The organism is Pseudorhodoferax aquiterrae (assembly GCF_014652235.1).
Lineage (GTDB): Bacteria > Pseudomonadota > Gammaproteobacteria > Burkholderiales > Burkholderiaceae_C > Pseudorhodoferax > Pseudorhodoferax aquiterrae.
Genome location: NZ_BMYK01000032.1, coordinates 1 through 16620, shown reverse-complemented (window position 1 = coordinate 16620; position 16620 = coordinate 1). Strand labels below are relative to the sequence as shown.

Here is a 16620-nt window from a genome sequence, read left to right as displayed (position 1 = left end):
ATCCAGGCCGCGCACGGACGCCGCCCAGGCCGGGCATGCCCGCTCGCTATCATCGTCCGATGCCCGCCAGCCTTCCGTTTCCGCCAGCGCCGACGCCCTCGGGCGGCCGCGTGCGGCGCACGCTTGCGCAGTGGTGGGCGGTGCTGCTGTTCGGCGCCGTGGCGGCGGTCTATGCGCTGTCGCCGTCCAGCCATGACGCGCGCAGCCGCGCTGCCACCGCGCGGCTGCTGCACGCCACGACCTGGCTGACCCTGCCCTGGTTCGCGCTGCTGAGCGCGCTGATCAGCCTGGCGCTGATCCGCACGCTGGTGGTGACGGCGCAGAGCTACGGGCTGTCGCAGTTCGCGCTGGAGATGGTGGTGCGCGTGCTGGTGCTCGAACTGGTGCCGCTGGGCGCTGCGCTGTTCGTGCTGCTGCGCGTGGCGCTGGCCGGCGACCTGCTGCCGGCGGCGGATGCGGCCGGCGGTCTGGAGCCATCGTCCATCGCCGCGCGGCGCTGGCGGCTGGAGCTGGTGCCCGCCGTGCTGGCGCTGGGCTTCGCGGTGCTGGCGCTGGCAGTCGTCAGCGGCGTGCTGGCCCTGGTGCTGGCGTACACGGTGGCCTACGGCTTCTCGCCCTGGGGCCTGGAGGCCTACACGCGCATGGTGGGCCGCGTGTTCGACCCGGCCGTCAGCCTGGCGCTGGCGCTCAAGACCAGCCTGTTCGCACTCGCCGTGGCCGTGGTGCCGTTGGCCAGCGCGCTGCAGGAGCCACGCACGCAGCGCCGTGCCGGCGGCTTCGCGGTGCGCAGCGGCACGCGGCGCGTGCTCGCAGTGCTGGTGCTGCTGCAGGCCGCTGCGCTGGCGCTCAAATTCCTGTAGCCATGGACGGTTTGCAAGAGGCTCCGCCGCCGCGCCACGTGGGCTTCAAGGCCGGCGTGCTGCTGGCCCTGGTGCTGGTGCTGCTGTGCGGTGCCGTGGCCTACCTGCTTTATGCGCGCGGCGTGTTCGAGGAGACGCAGGAGCTGCGCTTGCTGGCGGACGACTCCGAGGGCGTGAGCGTGGGCATGGACCTGACCTTCGCCGGCTTCCCGGTGGGTCGCGTGCGCCGCATCGAGCTGGCCGAGGATGCCAAGGTGCGCATCGTCGTGGCTGTGGCGTCCAAGGACGTGGGCTGGCTGCGCAGCACCAGCATCTACACGCTGGAGCGCGGCCTGGTGGGCGAGGCGCGGCTGCGCGCCTTCACCGGCGTGCTGACCGATCCACCGCTGCCGCCGGGGGCCGAGCGGCCCGTGCTGCGCGGCGACGTGAGCGCCGAGATCCCGCGCCTGGTGGCCACCATGCAGGCGCTGGTCGGCAACCTGGAACGCATGACGCAGGAGGGCGGCCACGTCGACGCCGGCCTGGCCAACCTGCGCCGGCTCAGCGACGGGCTGAACGGCCGCTACGGCGTGTTGGGCGCCGCGCTGGGCGGTGAAGACAACGCGAAAAAGCTGCTCGCCACGCTGGACCGCGCCAATGCGCTGCTGGGCCGCACCGACCAACTGGTGGGCAACGCCGACCGGCGCCTGTTCGGCCAGATGGGGGTGGTGGACGACGCGCAGGCCATGCTGCGCCAGGTCAATGCCTTGCTGACCGATGCACGCGCGAGCCTGCGGCAGCTCGACGCGGTGCTGGTCGAGGCCCAGGCCGTGGGCGCCAACGCGCGTGCGGCCACGGCCGACCTGGCGCCGTTGCGCGCCGAAGTCGAGCGCAGCCTGCGCCGGGTCGACGCGCTGCTGGGCGAGGTCAACCGCAAATGGCCGTTCGCGCGCGACACGGAGATCAAGCTGCCATGAGAGGCGCGCTGCTGGCCGTGCTGCTGCTGGCGGGTTGCGCGTCGCGCCCGCCCGTGCCCGACTGGCAAGCCAACGCCCATGGCGCGCTGCAGGCCGCCGTGGCTGCCACCTTGAACGGCGAGACGCGCGTGGCCGAGGCCGAGATGGCGCGCGCCCGCAGCGAGATCGCGCGCACCGGCCAGCCGGCGCTGCTGGCCCGGGCCGAGATCGTCCTCTGTGCCGCGCGCGTGGCCAGCCTGGACCTGGACGGCTGCCCGGCCTACGGTGCGCTGGCGGCGGATGCCGCGCCGGCGGAGCAGGCCTACGCGGCTTTCCTGTACGGCACGGTCCTGCCAGCGCAGATCGACCTGCTGCCGGCGCAGCACCGCGCGGTGGCCATGGGCGGTTCGCTCGGGGCCGAGCCGCAGGATCCATTGGCGCGGCTGGTCGGCACGGCGGTGCTGCTGCGCCAGGGCCATGCCGCTCCGGCCGACGTCGCGGCGGCCGTGCAGGCCGCTTCGGGCCAGGGCTGGCGCCGGCCACTGCTGGCCTGGCTCGGCGCCCAGTTGCGCGGGGCCGAGTCGGCAGGCGATGCCGAGGCGGCGCAACGCATCCGGCGCCGTATCGCGTTGGTCGATTGAGCGTCCGGCGGCCCCGGGACGCCGCCTGTCCGGCGACACATTGCATTCAAGCGCTCGACAAGATTGCCCTGTCTACAATTTCCTGCCCCGCCGTTCCGCGGCTGGGGTCTGTCTTCTTGAACCGGAGCTTTTCCATGCAACGACGTCTGGCCGTTTCGATGGCTGCTGTGGCCACGCTGGCCTTGGTGGGCTGTGCCACCGAAAGTTCGCGCACCGTGCAGGTGGCCCAGGTGGCCTCCGCCGCCACGCCCTACAACGGCCCACGCCTGCCGATCGCGGTCGGCAAGTTCGACAACCGCTCCAGCTTCATGCGCGGCGTGTTCTCCGACGGCGTGGACCGCCTGGGCAGCCAGGCCAAGACCGTGCTCATCGCGCATCTGCAGCAGTCGCAGCGCTTCTCGGTACTGGACCGCGACAACATGGCCGAGGCCGCCCAGGAAGCCAAGCTGCAGGGCCAGGCGCAGCAGCTGCGCGGCGCCTCCTATGTGGTGACGGGCGACATCACCGAGTTCGGCCGCAAGGACGTGGGCGACCGGCAGCTGTTCGGCATCCTGGGCCGTGGCAAGGAGCAGGTGGCCTACGCCAAGATCACGCTCAACGTGGTCAACACGCTGACCTCCGAGGTGGTGTTCTCGGCCGGCGGCGCCGGCGAGTACGCACTGTCCAACCGCGAGGTGCTGGGCTTCGGCGGCACCGCCGGCTACGACGCCACGCTGAACGGCAAGGTGCTCGACCTGGCCATGCGCGAGGCCGTGGATGCGCTGGTGGCCGGTCGCGACGCCGGCCGCTGGGGCCAGGAGCGCAAGTGAACCTCGCCACGCTCGCGCCGCTGGCCGGCGCATTGCTGCTGTCGGCCTGTGCTGCGCCGAACAAGCCGCTGTACTCCTGGGAGGGCTTCCCGCGCCAGCAGTACGAGGTGCTGCAGCGCTCGGGCGCCGACCCGAATGCGCAGATCCAGGCCATGCAGGCCCATGCCGAGAAGGCGCGCGCCGCAGGCGCCGCGCTGCCGCCGGGCTTCCGTGCGCATCTGGGCATGCTGCAGCTGTCCGTCGGCGCGGCCGAGCAGGCCCGCGCGAGCTGGCAGGCCGAGAAGCTGGCCTTCCCCGAGTCCGCGCCCTACATGGACCAGCTGCTCAAGCGGCTGGATGGCGGTGCCGCCGCCCAGCCCGTTTCCGCCAATCCGTCATGAAGCTCCGTCTGGCCACCCTGGCCGCCGCGGCCGCGCTGCTGCTGAGCGGTTGCGCCACGCAGCGCGCGCCCTACGACTACAGCGCTTTCCAGCAGGCCAAGCCGGCCACGCTGCTGGTGCTGCCGCCGCTCAACGATTCGCCCGAGGTCAAGGCTACGGCGGCCCTGTGGTCGCACACCACGCTGCCGCTGGCCGAGGCCGGCTACTACGTGCTGCCGGTGGCGCTCGTGGACGAGACCTTCCACCAGAATGGCGTGCAGACCGCGCAGGACGCCCAGGCCATCGCGCCGGCCAAGCTGCGCGAGTTCTTCGGCGCCGATGCCGCGGTCTACATCCGGATCACGCAGTACGGCACGAGCTACCAGCTGGTGGCCAGCGACACGCGCGTGACGGCCGAAGCCCGCATCGTCGACCTGCGCACAGGCGCGCAGCTGTGGGCCGGCAAGGCCACGGCCTCGTCGGCCGAGCAACAGCAGTCGCAGGGCGGGCTCATCGGCATGCTGGTCACGGCCATCGTGCACCAGATCGTCAACACCAGCACCGACGCGGCCTACAACTACGCCGGCATCGCAGGCCAGCGCCTGCTGGGCGCGCCCAGGCTGGACGGCGTGCTGCCGGGTCCGCGCTCGCCGCTGTACGGGCAGGTGCCCGGCAACGCGCGCTGATGCTCAGCCGGCGTTGCGGTAGGCCGCCAGCGCCATGGCGCTCAGGCTGCTGCTGGCGCTGCTGACGGCAGAGAGCTTGTTCGCCGTGCTCAGCACGGCGGCCTGCTGGTCCTTCAGCGCCTGCGCGCGTTTGTCCAGGCGGGCCAGGTAGTCGCTCAAGCGGCCCTCGTCGGCCAGCGCCTGGGTGCTGGCGCCGGCAAGGCCGTCGCCCAGGGTCGCCAGGGCCTGCACCACGCCGGCTGCACCGCCGGCGACGGCCTTGCCCAGCGCGCCGCCGTCCAGCGCCAATGTGCCGTCGGCCTGGCGGGCGATGCCCAGCTTCGCCAGGTTGCCGCGCGGCGTGTCGAGTGCGGCGAGGGCCTTGTCCATGGCCCGCTCGGTGCGGCCGACACCGGCGTCGCCGCCCACGGCCGCGCCGGCCTTCAGCGTGGCGTTGTAGGCCGTCACCAGCTTGGTCAGCGCTGCCTGGATCGCCTCGGGTGGGCTCGCGGCCGACAGGGCGCCCAGCCCCTTGGCCGCCGTGCCCAGGTCGACCAGGCCGGACTTGAAGCTGCCCAGCGCCGAGAGCGAGGCCGTCACGGTCTGCGCCTGCGCTGCAATGCGCTCCTGCACCTGCGCCAGCACCGGCGAGATCTTGCCGAGCGCCTCGGTGTCGGCACCCTTGTCGGTGGAGGTGGGCTGCTGCGTGCTGCTGGCCAGCTTGGCCTGGGCCTGGGCGAGCACGCTGTCGACGGAGATGGTGCCGGTGCGCATGGCGGCAAGCATAGTCAGGCCCCCGCCGCGCCAAGGCCGGAAATGGCCGGCGAATGCCGGCCTGTTCGACCCATGTCGAAAACGGCCGGGCTCGCGCGTCGTGCGCGTACCAGACACTTTGTTCCACCCTCTACAAGGAGAGCGACATGCGATTCATGGTTATCGTCAAGGCCACGGCCGACTGCGAAGCAGGCGTCATGCCCAGCACGGAGCTGCTGGCCGCGATGGGCCGCTACAACGAGGAACTCGTCCAGGCCGGCGTGATGCAGGCCGGCGAGGGCCTGCACCCGAGTGCGCGCGGCGCGCGCGTGCGTTTCTCGGGGCCGGCGCGCACGGTGGTCGACGGCCCGTTCGCCGAGACCAAGGAGCTCATCGCCGGCTTCTGGCTCTGGCAGTGCGCCTCGCTGCAGGAGGCGATCGATTGGGCCAAGCGCTGCCCCAACCCCATGCCCGGCGAGTCCGAGCTCGAGATCCGCCAGGTGTTCGATGCCGAGGACTTCGGCGAGGCGTTCACGCCCGAGCTGCGGGCGCAGGAAGAGCGGCTGCGCGAGCAGGTGGCCGCGCAGCAGCAGTCCGCAGCCTAGGAGCGTGGGCGGCAGAAATCCGGCCCCGCGCCGGGGCGAGTGGCGGTGCCAGCCGAGGCGCCGGTGAGGCCGTGTGGCCTGCCACACAACGAGCCGGCAACGAAGGATGGCGCTGCCAATCGCCCCGGCCCGAAGGGTGCGGCCTGCAAGGGGGCGCATGCGTCGTTGCCGTCCTCGCGCAGGCGGCCAGCCTGCGCTTCGTCCGGCGCCTCGCCTGCGCCCCCTTGCAGGCCGCACGCGGGGCCGGATTTCTGCCGCCCACGCTCCTAGCGGCGCGGAAGGCAAAGAGTGGCGCCGCAGGCGGACTGCGCATAAGCTCGGGCCCCCGCTCCCCCCGCCACTGCCACCATGTCCCTCCAACTCTGGCTCGCCTTCGTCGGCGCGTCCGCGGTGCTGCTCGTCATCCCGGGCCCGACCATCCTGACCGTCATCAGCTATTCGGTCGCGCACGGCAGGCGCGCCAATGTCCCGCTCGTGGCGGCCGTCGCGCTCGGCGACTCGACGGCGCTGGTGGTCTCGCTGCTGGGCCTGGGAACGCTGCTGGCCGCCTCGGCGTTCTGGTTCACGGCCGTCAAGCTGGCCGGCGGGCTGTACCTGCTGTACCTGGGCCTGAAGTTGCTGCGGGCCGGCGTGTCCGCCACGGAGATGGCGGCGCCCGCCGCACCGCAATCGCGCTGGCGGCTGTTCGCCAACACCTACCTGGTGACGGCGCTGAACCCCAAGGGCATCGTGTTCTTCGTGGCCTTCCTGCCGCAGTTCCTCGACGCGCAGGCTGCCGTGGCGCCGCAGCTGTGGGTGCTGGGCGCGACCTTCGTGGCGCTGGCCACGCTGAACGCCACGCTCTACGCGGTGTTCGCGGGCGCGGCGCGCCGGCTGCTGGCCTCGCCGCGCGCGCAGCGGCGCTTCCACCTGGGCGGTGGCGCGCTGCTGTCGGCCGCGGGCGTCTGGGCGCTGCTGGCGCGCCGGCCGGTCTGAGGCTGCCAGCCAGGGCATGCGCCGATGGCGCGCTGGCGGCCTTCCTGCATACTGCGCCGATGTTCCGCATCGGCCTGCTCTCCGACACCCATGGCCTGCTGCGCCCCGAGGCGCTGGCCTTCCTGCGCGGCAGCGACCACATCGTGCATGCGGGCGACATCTGCGACCCCGCCATCCTCGACCAGCTGGCCGCGATCGCGCCGCTGACGGCCGTGCGCGGCAACAACGACTTCGGCGCCTGGGCCGAACGCCTGCCCGAGACCTGCGTGGCCGACATCGGTGGCCTGCGCCTGTGCGTTCTGCACGACCTGGCCCAGCTGCGGCTGGATCCGGCCGCCGGCGTGCAGGTGGTCGTCACGGGCCATTCGCACAAGCCGCGCATCGCGCGCGAGGACGGCGTGCTCTACGTGAACCCGGGCAGCTGCGGGCCGCGCCGCTTCACGCTGCCGATCGCGGTCGCCGAGTTGCTGGTGGATGGCGGCGACGTGAGGGCGCGCATCCAGGACATCGCATGAACGTCGCCGAGACCCCGCGCCTCACGCTGCGCCGCCTGACGCTGGACGACGCGCCCTTCTACCTGCAGCTGCTCAACGAGCCGAGCTGGCTGGCCCACATCGGCGACCGCGGGGTGCGCACGCCCGAGGAGGCGCAGGCCCACATCGCGGCCCACATCCTCGCGCCCTATGCCAGGCATGGCTTCGGCATGTACCTGGTGCAGCGCCGCGGCGACGGCACCGCGCTCGGCCTGTGCGGCCTGGTGCAGCGCGAGGCCCTGCCGGCGCCCGACATCGGCTTTGCGCTGCTGCAGCAGCACGAGGGCCTGGGCTATGCGCGCGAGGCCGCCCAGGCCGTGCTCTGGCATGCCTTCCGTGAGTTGCAGCTGCCGCGGCTGCTGGCCATCACGGCCCCGACCAACCTGCGCTCGACCAAGCTGCTGGGCGCGCTGGGTTTCCACTTCCAGGGCATGGTGCCGGTCGGCGACCGTTCGCTGCGCCTATACGCCTTGGCGAGGTCCTGAAATGCGTGGCGTGGTCGCTGTCCTTTCGTGCTGTTGTGCATTGGCCCAGGCCGCGCCGCCGCCCGCGCCTGTGCAGGCCGAGATCGACGCGCTGCTCGCGGGGCTGCAGGCCTCGGGCTGCGAGTTCCAGCGCAATGGCCGCTGGCATGCGGCGGACGAGGCCGTGGCGCACCTGCAGAAGAAGCGCGACTACCTGGAAAATCGCGACGCCATCCGCAGCACCGACGACTTCATCGGCCTGGCCGCCGCCGAAAGCAGCATGAGCGGCCAGCCCTACCGCGTGCGCTGCGCGGGCGCCGGGCCGGTCGACAGCCGCGCCTGGCTGCAGCAGCGGCTGCAGGAGCTGCGGCGCAAGAAACCCTGAAGGAGACGTTCCATGTTCCCCACCGACATCCTGTTCGCCTACCTGCTCGCCACGCTGCTCGTGGTGCTGTCGCCCGGGCCCGACAACATCCTCGCGCTGAGCCGTGGCCTGGGCCAGGGCCGCGCCGCGGCCATTGCCTCCTCGGTCGGCGCCGGGCTCGGCATCATGGTCCACACGCTGGCGGCCACGCTGGGGCTCACGCTGGTCCTGCAGGCTTCGCCGCTGGCGTTCTGGGCCATCAAGATCGTCGGTGCGGCCTACCTGCTGTGGCTGGGCTTCAAGGCGCTGCGCGCGCGCAACCTCATCTCGTTCACGCCGGCGGCGCGGCAAAGCCTGCCGCGCGTGTTTTCCACGGGCTTGCTGTCCAATGTGCTGAACCCCAAGCCGGGCCTGTTCGTGCTGGCCTTCCTCCCGCAGTTCGTGAGTGCGGAACGCGGTTCGGTGCCGCTGCAGATGCTGACCTATGGCGCGATCTTCGCGGTGCTCACGGCCGTGATCTTCTCGCTGCTGGGCGCATCGGCCGCGCGCTTGTCGGGCTGGCTGTCACGCCGGCCGCGCGCCACGGCCTGGCTCAACATCGGCGCCGGCGCGACCTTCGTCGTGTCCGGCCTGTCCATCCTGGCCCTGGGCAACCGGCGCTGAGCCCAGCCCGAGCAGGCGCCGCTGCGCCGCGTCGACGCTGGCGACCACCGTCTTGCCGTGCGTGTAGCCGCGCGCCACGATCTGGTCGATGCTCTTCCACTGCAGCATGCCCACGCGTTCCAGCGAGGGGTGGAAGTACAGGTCGCAGCCCTGCTGGGCCTGGGTCTGGCGCGACATGCTGTACAGCCCCGTCACGGTCATGAGGTAGGTCGGCAGCGAAGGCAGGCGGTAGCGCCGGCGGGCCGGCGGGCGCAGCCGGTCGCGCCACAGGCTGATGTTGCCGGGCAGCTCGCCGGGCGGCACCTGGGTCGGGCTGCGCATGTTGAGGTCCACGCCGATCACGTAGCCCACGCCGCGCATGCGCCGCATCTGGTCGACCGGGAAGTTGTTGAAGGTGCCGCCGTCGCAGAGTAGCTCGCCGTCGCGCACCACGGGCGGCAGCGCGCCCGGGATCGAGATGCTGGCCAGCAGCGCCTGCACGAGGTTGCCGTGCGCGATGCGCTGCTCGCTGGCACGCGAGTAGTTGGTGGCCACACAGTGGTAGTTCTTCCAGAGGTCCTCGATGTCGGCATCGAATCCCACCAGCGACTGCACGGCGCTGCGCAGCACGCCGCGCAGCCGCACGCCCTTGAACAGCGAGAGCAGCGGGAACAGGTTCATTCGCCCGTGGGGTTCACGGCGAAGGCGCTGCGCGCGTTGGCCATGACCGTCTCCAGGCCCTGGTCGGAGGCCACGTAGGCCGCCATCACGGCGCCGATGCTGGTGCCGCCGACCCAGTCGATCTCCACGCCGTGCTCGCGCAGCACGCGGTACACGCCCAGGTGGGCGAAGCCGCGCGCGCCACCGCCGGCCAGCACCAGGCCGACCGCGGTGCGCGTGAGCAGCCGCGCCATGCGCGCCATGTCGCGCGCCAGCGCCGGCCGCAGGTGCACGTGGCCGGCCAGGGGCCGGCGTGCGAGCCATGCCGCCGTGCCCTGCGGCGCGCGGCGCTCGGCCGGGTGCAGCAGCACCAGCAGTTCGGACACCTCGGTGCGTGGCGGGCGGTGCATGAGGAACTGCTGCTCGACCGCGTGCAGCGCCACCGGCTGCCCGGCATCGGCGAGCAGCAGCAGCTCGTCGCAGTGGCGGCAGCAGCGCTGGGTCCAGGCCGTGGGGCTGGCGTCGGCGAGCAGCAGCACGGCGTCGTGGGTGGCTTCGATCTCGTCGAGCAGCAAGGCCACGCGGCGGCTGGCGTCGGCCCGGGCCTCGGGATCGGCATCGTCGAGCGAGACGCCGGCATCGGCCAGGGCCTGGTGCACCTGCGCGGCATCGACGATGCGCACGCGGCCCTGGCCCTGGGTCAGCGCCAGCCGTTCGCCGACCTGGCGCGCCAGTTCGGCGGCGAAGGCTGCGGCGTCCACACCGTCGGTGATGGGCACGAGGCTGATCGCCACCGGGCGCTCGTGCGCCTGCTGGCGGTGTTCGCCCTTCAGGCGCTGCACGATCTGGCGCGTCAGCGCGATCGACACCTGGGCGCTGCTTTCCAGCAGCGGCACGAACTCGGACTTGCCCAGCCGCACCAGCACCGAATCGCGCACCGCCACCACGGTGGCCGCGCGCGGCTCGCCGGTGTACAGGCTCATCTCGCCCACGGTCTGGCCGCGCGCCATCTCGCCGACCATGCGCTCGCTGCCGTCGGCCCCACGCACGTAGGCGCGCAGCCGGCCGCTGACGATGAGGTACATGGAGTCGCCCTGTTCGCCCTGGTGCATGAGCGTTTCGCCGCCGGCGATCTCGATCCAGCGCAGGTGGCGGCGCAGGTGCGCCAGGGCGGTCGGCTCGACCTCTCCGAAGATGGTCGACAGGTGCCGGGCGAGCAGTTCGTCGTGAAAGCGCTGGCGTGCCGTCGAGGAGTCCATGGGCCTGGAGGAAGGGGACAGGGCGGGGCGGTTGCAAATTGTAGGCGTGGGGGCGGGGCGGCTTGGTCCCCCCGCGCATGGCAGGATTGGCTCTTTGCAGCGGGCCGGTGTGCAGGTAGCTTCGGCCGCTGTCTGCTTGACCGGAACCACCCACCATGACCCAGCGCGTGAATGCCTTCGACCAACCCATCGGCGCCGCCGTGCCGGACTGGACGCCGCGCCCGCGCCCGCAGCGCGTGACCCTCGCCGGCCGCCTGTGCCGGCTCGAACCGCTGGACCCGCAGCGCCACGCGGCCGACCTGCACGCCGCCTACACCGACGCGCCCGACGGTCGCGCCTGGACCTACATGGCCAGCGAACCCTTCGCCGACGCGGCGGCCTGGCGGCGCCACGCCGAGGCCATGGCGGCCAGCGAGGATCCGCTGCACTTCGCCGTCATCGATGCGGCCAGCGGTCGCGCCGTGGGCACGCTCGCGCTCATGCGCATCGATCCGGCCAACGGCGTGGTCGAGGTCGGCCACGTGATGTTCTCGCCGCACCTGCAGCGCACGCCGGTGTCCACCGAGGCGCAGTACCTGCTCATGCGCCATGTGTTCGACGAACTTGGCTACCGCCGCTACGAATGGAAGTGCGACAGCCTGAACGCGCCCTCGCGCCGCACCGCGCAGCGCCTGGGCTTCACGTTCGAGGGCGTGTTCCGCCAGGCCATCGTGACCAAGGGCCGCAACCGCGACACCGCCTGGTTCGCCATCATCGACGGCGACTGGCCGGCGGTGCGCGCGGCCTTCGAGGCCTGGCTGGCCCCGGACAACTTCGACGCGGATGGCCAGCAGCGCCAGGGCCTGGCCGCGCTGCGCGAGGCGCACAGCGGCGCGGCCCGCGCCGACGTGCAGCTGCGCCCGCTGGTGGCCGCCGACCAGGCCGCCTGGCTGCCGCTGTGGCGCGGCTACCAGCAGTTCTACAAGGTGGACCTGGGCGAGGCGCAGGACGCACGCACCTGGCAACGCCTGCTCGACCCGGCCGAGCCCATGCACGCCATCGGCGCCTTCGATGCCGCGGGCGAGCTGCTGGGCATCGTGCACTGCATCTTGCACCGCTCGACCTGGACCGAGGGCCCCTACTGCTACCTGCAGGATCTCTTCACGGTGCCGGCCGCGCGCGGGCGCGGCGTGGGCCGCGCGCTGATCGAGGCCGTCTACGCACACGCGGCCGCCCAGGGCGCCAGCCGCGTCTGGTGGCTCACCCACGAGAGCAATGCGGCCGGGCGGCTGCTGTACGACCGCGTGGCGCAGAACGCCGGCTTCATCCAGTACCGCAAAAGCCTGTAGACGGCTATGGCCGCGGTCCTACGGCGGGCGCGAAGCGGCTTGGTACGATGCCGGCCTCGCCGCACCTGCCGTACACCGCCCATCCTGCCTGCATGGACGCTGCTTCCCCGTCATCACCGCACATCGCTGCCTCCGGGCCGGGCGACGACCGCCAGGCCGTGTTGACGGGCCGCTGGACGGCGTCGGACCTGGCGGGCGGCAACCAGCTGGCGCGCGTGCGCCAGGCCCTGGCCGCGCTGCCCGCCACGGCCGGCTGGGACCTGCAGCAGATCGAGCGGCTCGACCACCTGGGCGCGCAGCTGCTCTGGAACCACTGGGGCCGCGAATGGCCGGCCCGGCTGGCGCTGCTGCCCGAGCAGCGCAGCATGCTCGAGCGCGTGGCCGAATTCAGCTGCACGCGCAAGGTGGAGCCGGACGGCGGCTTCGCGCAGACCATCGACACACTGGGCGCCAGCGTGCTGCAGGGGCTGGGCCAGCTCAAGAGCGGTGTGCGCCTGATCGGCCAGTTGGCGCTGGACGCGCTGCGCTTCGCGCGCCGGCCGCAGTACGGCCCCTGGCGCGACATCTCCGGCCACCTGTACCAGATGGGCGCCATGGCGCTGCCCATCACCGCGCTGGTCGGTGCGCTGATCGGCGTGGTGCTGGCCTACCTCACGGCGCTGCAGCTGCGCCAGTTCGGCGCCGAATCCTTCATCGTCAACATCCTGGGCGTCTCGCTGGTGCGCGAGCTCGGGCCCATGCTCGCCGCCATCCTCGTGGCCGGGCGCTCGGGCTCGGCCATCACGGCGCAGATCGGCGTGATGCGCGTGACCGAGGAACTGGACGCCATGCGCGTGATGGGCATCGCGCACGGGTTCCGGCTGGTGCTGCCGCGCGCCATCGCGCTGGCCATCGCCATGCCTCTGATCGCCACCTGGACCACGCTGGCCGGCATGGCCGGCGGCATGCTCGCGGCCGATCTCGCGCTGGGCATCACGCCGGCCTACTTCGTGCGCGCGTTGCCCGATGCCGTGAGCGCGGCCAACCTGTCCCTGGCGGTCAGCAAGTCGGCCGTGTTCGGCATCCTGATCGCGCTGATCGGCTGCCACTACGGCCTGCGCGTCAAGCCCAACACCGAGAGCCTGGGCCAGGGCACGACGGCCTCGGTGGTCTCGGCCATCACGGCCGTGATCCTGGTCGACGCGCTGTTCGCGGTGGCTTTCCGCAGCGTCGGCATATGAGTTCCGAGGACGTCGTCTCCATCCAGGGCCTGTGGACCGCGTTCGGCCAGGGCCGCGACCAGGTGGTGATCCACAAGGACCTGGAACTGTCGATCCGCGCCGGCGAGGTGGTCTCGCTGGTCGGCGGCTCGGGCACCGGCAAGACCGTGCTCTTGCGCCAGATGCTGGGGCTGGAGAAACCCTACCGCGGCGAAGTCACGGTGCTGGGCGAGCCGGCCGCGCAGCTGGGCCGGCGCGGCGCCGCCAGCCGCGTGGGCATGCTGTTCCAGCAGGGCGCGCTGTTTTCGGCCTTCAGCGTGCTGGACAACATCGCGTTTCCGCTGCGCGAGCTGCGCCGCCTGCCCGACGATCTCGTCTACGACACCGCGCTGGTCAAGCTGCAGATGGTGGGCCTGGGACCACAGCACGCCGGCAAGATGCCGGCCGACCTCTCGGGCGGCATGGTCAAGCGCGTGGCGCTGGCGCGTGCGCTGGCCATGGACCCGCCGCTGCTGCTGCTGGACGAGCCCACGGCCGGGCTGGACCCGCATGGCTCGGACGAATTCGTCGAGCTGCTTCGCTCGCTGCACCGCGAGCTGAACCTGACCGTGGTGATGGTCACGCACGACCTGGACACCTTGTTCGCGCTGTCCAGCCGCGTGCTGGTGCTGGCCGAAAAGCGCGTGCTCGTGCACGGCACGCCGCAGGAGGTGGCCGCCTACGACCACCCCTTCGTGCGCGACTTCTTCCAGGGCGAACGCGGCCGCCGCGCCATGACGCCGATCGAGCGCATCGTGCCCGCGCCGGTGTCCACCGAAAAGGATTGAGATGGAAAACAAAGCCCATGCCATGGCCGCCGGCATCTTCGTGCTGGTGGTCTCCGCCCTGCTCATCGCGCTCGCGGTCTGGCTCGGCCGCGAGAGCGGCAGCAGCCACACCTACGAGCTGTCCACCAGCGACACCGTGACCGGCCTGCAGCCGCAGGCGCCGGTGCGCTACAAGGGCGTGGCCGTGGGCAAGGTCACCTTTATCGGCTTCGACCCCGACGTTCCCGGCAACATCGTGATCCGCCTGACGGTGGACGACACCACGCCGCTGTCGCCCAGCACCTTCGCCACGCTGAGCTACCAGGGCATCACCGGCCTGGCCTTCGTGCAGCTGGACGATTCCGGCGAGGCCGCACAACCGCTGCCGGCCGGTGCCAGCGGCGTGCCGCGCCTGCCGCTCAAGAACTCGCGCCTGGGCGAACTGACCGATCAGGCGCCGGAGCTGCTGGCCAAGGTGCAGCAGGCGCTGGACAGCATCAACCAGGTGCTGGGCGAACAGAACCAGAAAAAGCTCGGCGCGGTGCTGGACAACACGGCGCAGGCCACCGAGCGCATCGGCGTGGCTGCGCAGAACGTGAACCAGCTCATCGCCCAGCTGGACGGCACGCTGCGCCAGCGCGTGGACCCGGCCCTGGCCAACGTGCCCGCCCTGATGCAGGAGCTCACGCGCAGCCTGCAATCGGTGCGCACCGCGGCCGACGACGTCGCGCGCATGTCCACCAACATTGACAAGACCGCCGACCGCCTGAACCAGAAGGACGGCCCGCTGGACCGCCTGGCCGAAGGCACGGCCGCGCTCTCGCGCGTGGCCGAGACCTTCGGCGCGGCCACGCTGCCGCGCGTGAACCGCGTGAGCGAGGACGCTTCGCGCGCCGCGCGCCAGTTGAGCCGCACCGTCAACGGCATCAACGACAACCCGCAGTCGCTGATCTTCGGCAGCGGCAATGTTCCACCCGGGCCCGGCGAGCCGGGCTTCGCGCCACCCGCTGCCGCAGGAGCCAGATGATGGGCCGCACCGCATTCCTTTCTCCGCTGCTGCTGGCGGCGCTGCTGGCCGGCTGTTCGGCCCTGCCCGACAAGCCCACGCGCCCGGCGCAGTACGACTTCGGCCCCGGCCCCGTGGCCGACGTGCCGATGGACCGCCGCGCCCCGCTGGCGCCCTTGGCCCTGGACGAAGTCGAGGCCAGCGGCCCGCTGGAGGCCGGCACGGCCGTGCTGTACCGCCTGGGCTACGCCGACGCCCAGCAGCTGCGCCCTTACGCCCAGGCGCGCTGGAGCATGCCGCCCGCGCAGCTGGTGCGCCAGCGCCTGCGCGAGCAGCTGGGCCAGCGCCGCACGGTCGTGAGCGCGGGCGAGGGCGCGGCCATGCTGCGCAACGACGGCCGCCAGCCGCTGGTGCTGCGCGTGGAGCTGCTGGAGTTCAGCCAGCTGTTCACGGCGCCGGCGCAGAGCGCCGGCCTGGTGCGCCTGCGCGCGACCGTGGTCGACAACCTGCCGGCCGGCGAACAGGTGCTGGCCCAGCGCCAGGTGGTCGTGCAACGTCCCGCGCCCACGGCCGATGCGGCCGGCGGCGTGCGCGCGCTGGCCGAGGCCACGGACGCGGCCGCGGCCGAGCTGTCGCAGTGGCTGGAGACGGTGGGGCGGTGAGGCCGTCGTGCGACGACGAATGGCTAAAATAGCCATTCTTGGAGGTGCGCGATGAGGATCACTGCAACGGAAGGCAAGAACCGCTTCGGCTACTACCTCGGCCATGCCGAGCGCGAGCCGGTCGAAGTGTTGAAGAACGGGCGCGTGGCCGCTGTGCTGGTGTCTGCTGCGCGCTACGCCGAGCTCCAGGCACTGGAGCAGACGACCTCGATGGAGGCCAAGCGCCGCGCCTTCCGGTCGCAGTACAAACAGTGGATCGACGAGCAGAACCGGCACAACGAGGCCAACGGCCTGTGGTGCGAAGGATTGGTGGCCTGGCCCCAGGACTGACGATGGCGCAGTTCGACGTCTATGCCAATCCGCACGCCGCATCGCGGCACAGCGTGCCCTACCTGGTCGACGTGCAGAGTCCTTTGATCGATGCGCTGAACACACGGCTGGTCATGCCGCTGTCGCGGGTCGGCGTCGGTCAGGCCCGCCTGCCCGTCAGCCTGTGCCCGACCATCGAAATCGATGGTGAGCCCCTGTCGTTGATGCCGCATCTGGCGGCACCGCTCGCGGCGCGGATGCTGAACGATTCCGTCGCCAACGTGTCCCACCTCGCTTCGGAGATCGTGGGCGCGATGGACGCGGTTGTCAGCGGCTTCTGAATGGCGATGCATCAGGGCATGCTGCTTCGCCACCAGCGAATCCTGTTGGCACTGGCCATGGTGTGGGCTGGCTTGCCCGCCCTGGCGCAGGCGCCGGTTCCCGTCCCCGTGGCCTCGGCCGCATCGGCACCCGCCGCCTCGCCGCCCATGTCCATCGTCGGCGAATGGCAGGGTCCGTTCCCCGGCACCAAGGTGGTCAAGCTGGTGGACGGCGCGGACGGAGTGGCCTGCTACTTCTACGTGCCGGTGAGCGTGCCGTCGAACACCGTCTGCAACGGCAACGAGGGCTGCAACGTGCAGTACCCGAGCGGCGTGGGCACGCTGTCCTGCGTCAAGGTGCGCGAGGGAGACCAGCCGCCCCCGAAAGCCGTGACCAAGCCGCCCTCCAAGCGCTAGCCCGGATCTTTCGTGAAGAAGGGGTCGGCAGCCTCGTGCCGAGGCGCGT

23 protein-coding genes are annotated in these 16620 nt (G+C 71.9%); 20 read left to right on the top strand and 3 right to left on the bottom strand.

Annotated features, from left to right (window positions below):
• Window positions 1-59 precede the first annotated feature (59 nt).
• From IE209_RS29015 to IE209_RS28990, 6 genes are all read left to right on the top strand, one after another.
• Window positions 60-860 carry an ABC transporter permease gene (locus IE209_RS29015; protein WP_229883116.1) on the top strand — a complete coding sequence of 267 codons (801 nt, stop codon included), beginning with the start codon at window positions 60-62 and terminating at the stop codon, window positions 858-860.
• 2 nt (window positions 861-862) lie between these two features.
• Window positions 863-1816: an MlaD family protein gene (locus IE209_RS29010; RefSeq protein ID WP_189690364.1), complete on the top strand. Its 954-nt coding sequence runs from the start codon at window positions 863-865 to the stop codon at window positions 1814-1816.
• Window positions 1813-2436 carry a hypothetical protein gene (locus IE209_RS29005; RefSeq protein ID WP_189690363.1) on the top strand — a complete coding sequence of 208 codons (624 nt, stop codon included), beginning with the start codon at window positions 1813-1815 and terminating at the stop codon, window positions 2434-2436. The genes IE209_RS29010 and IE209_RS29005 overlap by 4 nt, the downstream gene beginning before the upstream one ends.
• A 134-nt stretch (window positions 2437-2570) precedes the next feature.
• Window positions 2571-3245 (top strand): CsgG/HfaB family protein, encoded by a 675-nt coding sequence (locus IE209_RS29000; RefSeq protein WP_145552629.1) that lies wholly within the window; start codon window positions 2571-2573, stop codon window positions 3243-3245.
• On the top strand, window positions 3242-3625 hold the full coding sequence (locus tag IE209_RS28995) for a DUF4810 domain-containing protein (protein WP_189690362.1): 384 nt from the start codon (window positions 3242-3244) through the stop codon (window positions 3623-3625). Before IE209_RS29000 ends, IE209_RS28995 begins: the two co-directional genes overlap by 4 nt.
• The gene (locus IE209_RS28990) at window positions 3622-4290 is read left to right on the top strand and encodes a DUF799 domain-containing protein (protein ID WP_189690361.1); all 669 of its coding nucleotides are present in this window, start codon (window positions 3622-3624) and stop codon (window positions 4288-4290) included. Before IE209_RS28995 ends, IE209_RS28990 begins: the two co-directional genes overlap by 4 nt.
• 3 nt (window positions 4291-4293) lie before the next feature.
• On the opposite strand, the gene IE209_RS28985 is transcribed toward IE209_RS28990, so the two are convergent.
• Complete coding sequence (locus tag IE209_RS28985; protein WP_189690360.1) at window positions 4294-5043, bottom strand: flagellar hook protein; 750 nt, start codon at window positions 5041-5043, stop codon at window positions 4294-4296.
• Between the two features lie 146 nt (window positions 5044-5189).
• Between IE209_RS28985 and IE209_RS28980 the strand changes: the two genes are divergently transcribed.
• The 6 genes from IE209_RS28980 (at window position 5190) to IE209_RS28955 (ending at window position 8626) form a co-directional block, all read left to right on the top strand.
• On the top strand, window positions 5190-5627 hold the full coding sequence (locus IE209_RS28980) for a YciI family protein (RefSeq protein WP_189690359.1): 438 nt from the start codon (window positions 5190-5192) through the stop codon (window positions 5625-5627).
• A 348-nt stretch (window positions 5628-5975) separates the two neighbouring features.
• Complete coding sequence (locus tag IE209_RS28975) at window positions 5976-6602, top strand: LysE family translocator (protein ID WP_189690358.1); 627 nt, start codon at window positions 5976-5978, stop codon at window positions 6600-6602.
• A gap of 59 nt (window positions 6603-6661) precedes the next feature.
• Window positions 6662-7117, top strand: coding sequence for a metallophosphoesterase family protein (locus tag IE209_RS28970; RefSeq protein WP_189690357.1), 456 nt, complete (start codon window positions 6662-6664; stop codon window positions 7115-7117).
• Window positions 7114-7620: a GNAT family N-acetyltransferase gene (locus IE209_RS28965; protein WP_189690356.1), complete on the top strand. Its 507-nt coding sequence runs from the start codon at window positions 7114-7116 to the stop codon at window positions 7618-7620. The genes IE209_RS28970 and IE209_RS28965 overlap by 4 nt, the downstream gene beginning before the upstream one ends.
• A gap of 1 nt (window position 7621) precedes the next feature.
• Window positions 7622-7984 carry a YfeK family protein gene (locus tag IE209_RS28960; protein WP_189690355.1) on the top strand — a complete coding sequence of 121 codons (363 nt, stop codon included), beginning with the start codon at window positions 7622-7624 and terminating at the stop codon, window positions 7982-7984.
• Between the two features lie 12 nt (window positions 7985-7996).
• Window positions 7997-8626 carry a LysE family translocator gene (locus IE209_RS28955; RefSeq protein WP_189690354.1) on the top strand — a complete coding sequence of 210 codons (630 nt, stop codon included), beginning with the start codon at window positions 7997-7999 and terminating at the stop codon, window positions 8624-8626.
• Here IE209_RS28955 and IE209_RS34070 read toward each other — a convergent pair.
• Window positions 8528-9286 carry a patatin-like phospholipase family protein gene (locus IE209_RS34070; protein ID WP_229883115.1) on the bottom strand — a complete coding sequence of 253 codons (759 nt, stop codon included), beginning with the start codon at window positions 9284-9286 and terminating at the stop codon, window positions 8528-8530. The two genes, IE209_RS28955 and IE209_RS34070, sit on opposite strands and share 99 nt — an antisense overlap.
• Complete coding sequence (locus tag IE209_RS34065; RefSeq protein ID WP_229883114.1) at window positions 9283-10524, bottom strand: cyclic nucleotide-binding and patatin-like phospholipase domain-containing protein; 1242 nt, start codon at window positions 10522-10524, stop codon at window positions 9283-9285. The genes IE209_RS34070 and IE209_RS34065 overlap by 4 nt, the downstream gene beginning before the upstream one ends.
• A gap of 155 nt (window positions 10525-10679) precedes the next feature.
• Here IE209_RS34065 and IE209_RS28945 point away from each other — a divergent pair, with 155 nt between their 5' ends.
• From IE209_RS28945 to IE209_RS28910, 8 genes are all read left to right on the top strand, one after another.
• Complete coding sequence (locus IE209_RS28945; RefSeq protein WP_189690353.1) at window positions 10680-11852, top strand: GNAT family N-acetyltransferase; 1173 nt, start codon at window positions 10680-10682, stop codon at window positions 11850-11852.
• Between the two features lie 92 nt (window positions 11853-11944).
• Complete coding sequence (locus tag IE209_RS28940; RefSeq protein WP_189690352.1) at window positions 11945-13072, top strand: MlaE family ABC transporter permease; 1128 nt, start codon at window positions 11945-11947, stop codon at window positions 13070-13072.
• Complete coding sequence (locus tag IE209_RS28935) at window positions 13069-13878, top strand: ABC transporter ATP-binding protein (protein WP_189690351.1); 810 nt, start codon at window positions 13069-13071, stop codon at window positions 13876-13878. Before IE209_RS28940 ends, IE209_RS28935 begins: the two co-directional genes overlap by 4 nt.
• 1 nt (window position 13879) lies before the next feature.
• The gene (locus IE209_RS28930; RefSeq protein ID WP_189690350.1) at window positions 13880-14884 is read left to right on the top strand and encodes an MlaD family protein; all 1005 of its coding nucleotides are present in this window, start codon (window positions 13880-13882) and stop codon (window positions 14882-14884) included.
• Window positions 14884-15525: an ABC-type transport auxiliary lipoprotein family protein gene (locus IE209_RS28925; protein ID WP_229883113.1), complete on the top strand. Its 642-nt coding sequence runs from the start codon at window positions 14884-14886 to the stop codon at window positions 15523-15525. Before IE209_RS28930 ends, IE209_RS28925 begins: the two co-directional genes overlap by 1 nt.
• 51 nt (window positions 15526-15576) lie before the next feature.
• Window positions 15577-15855: a type II toxin-antitoxin system prevent-host-death family antitoxin gene (locus IE209_RS28920; protein WP_189690348.1), complete on the top strand. Its 279-nt coding sequence runs from the start codon at window positions 15577-15579 to the stop codon at window positions 15853-15855.
• A 2-nt stretch (window positions 15856-15857) separates the two neighbouring features.
• Entirely contained in the window at window positions 15858-16175 is a 318-nt protein-coding gene (locus tag IE209_RS28915) for a CcdB family protein (protein WP_189690347.1), read from the top strand.
• An 18-nt stretch (window positions 16176-16193) separates the two neighbouring features.
• Window positions 16194-16571, top strand: coding sequence for a hypothetical protein (locus IE209_RS28910; protein WP_189690346.1), 378 nt, complete (start codon window positions 16194-16196; stop codon window positions 16569-16571).
• Window positions 16572-16620: the final 49 nt, after the last annotated feature.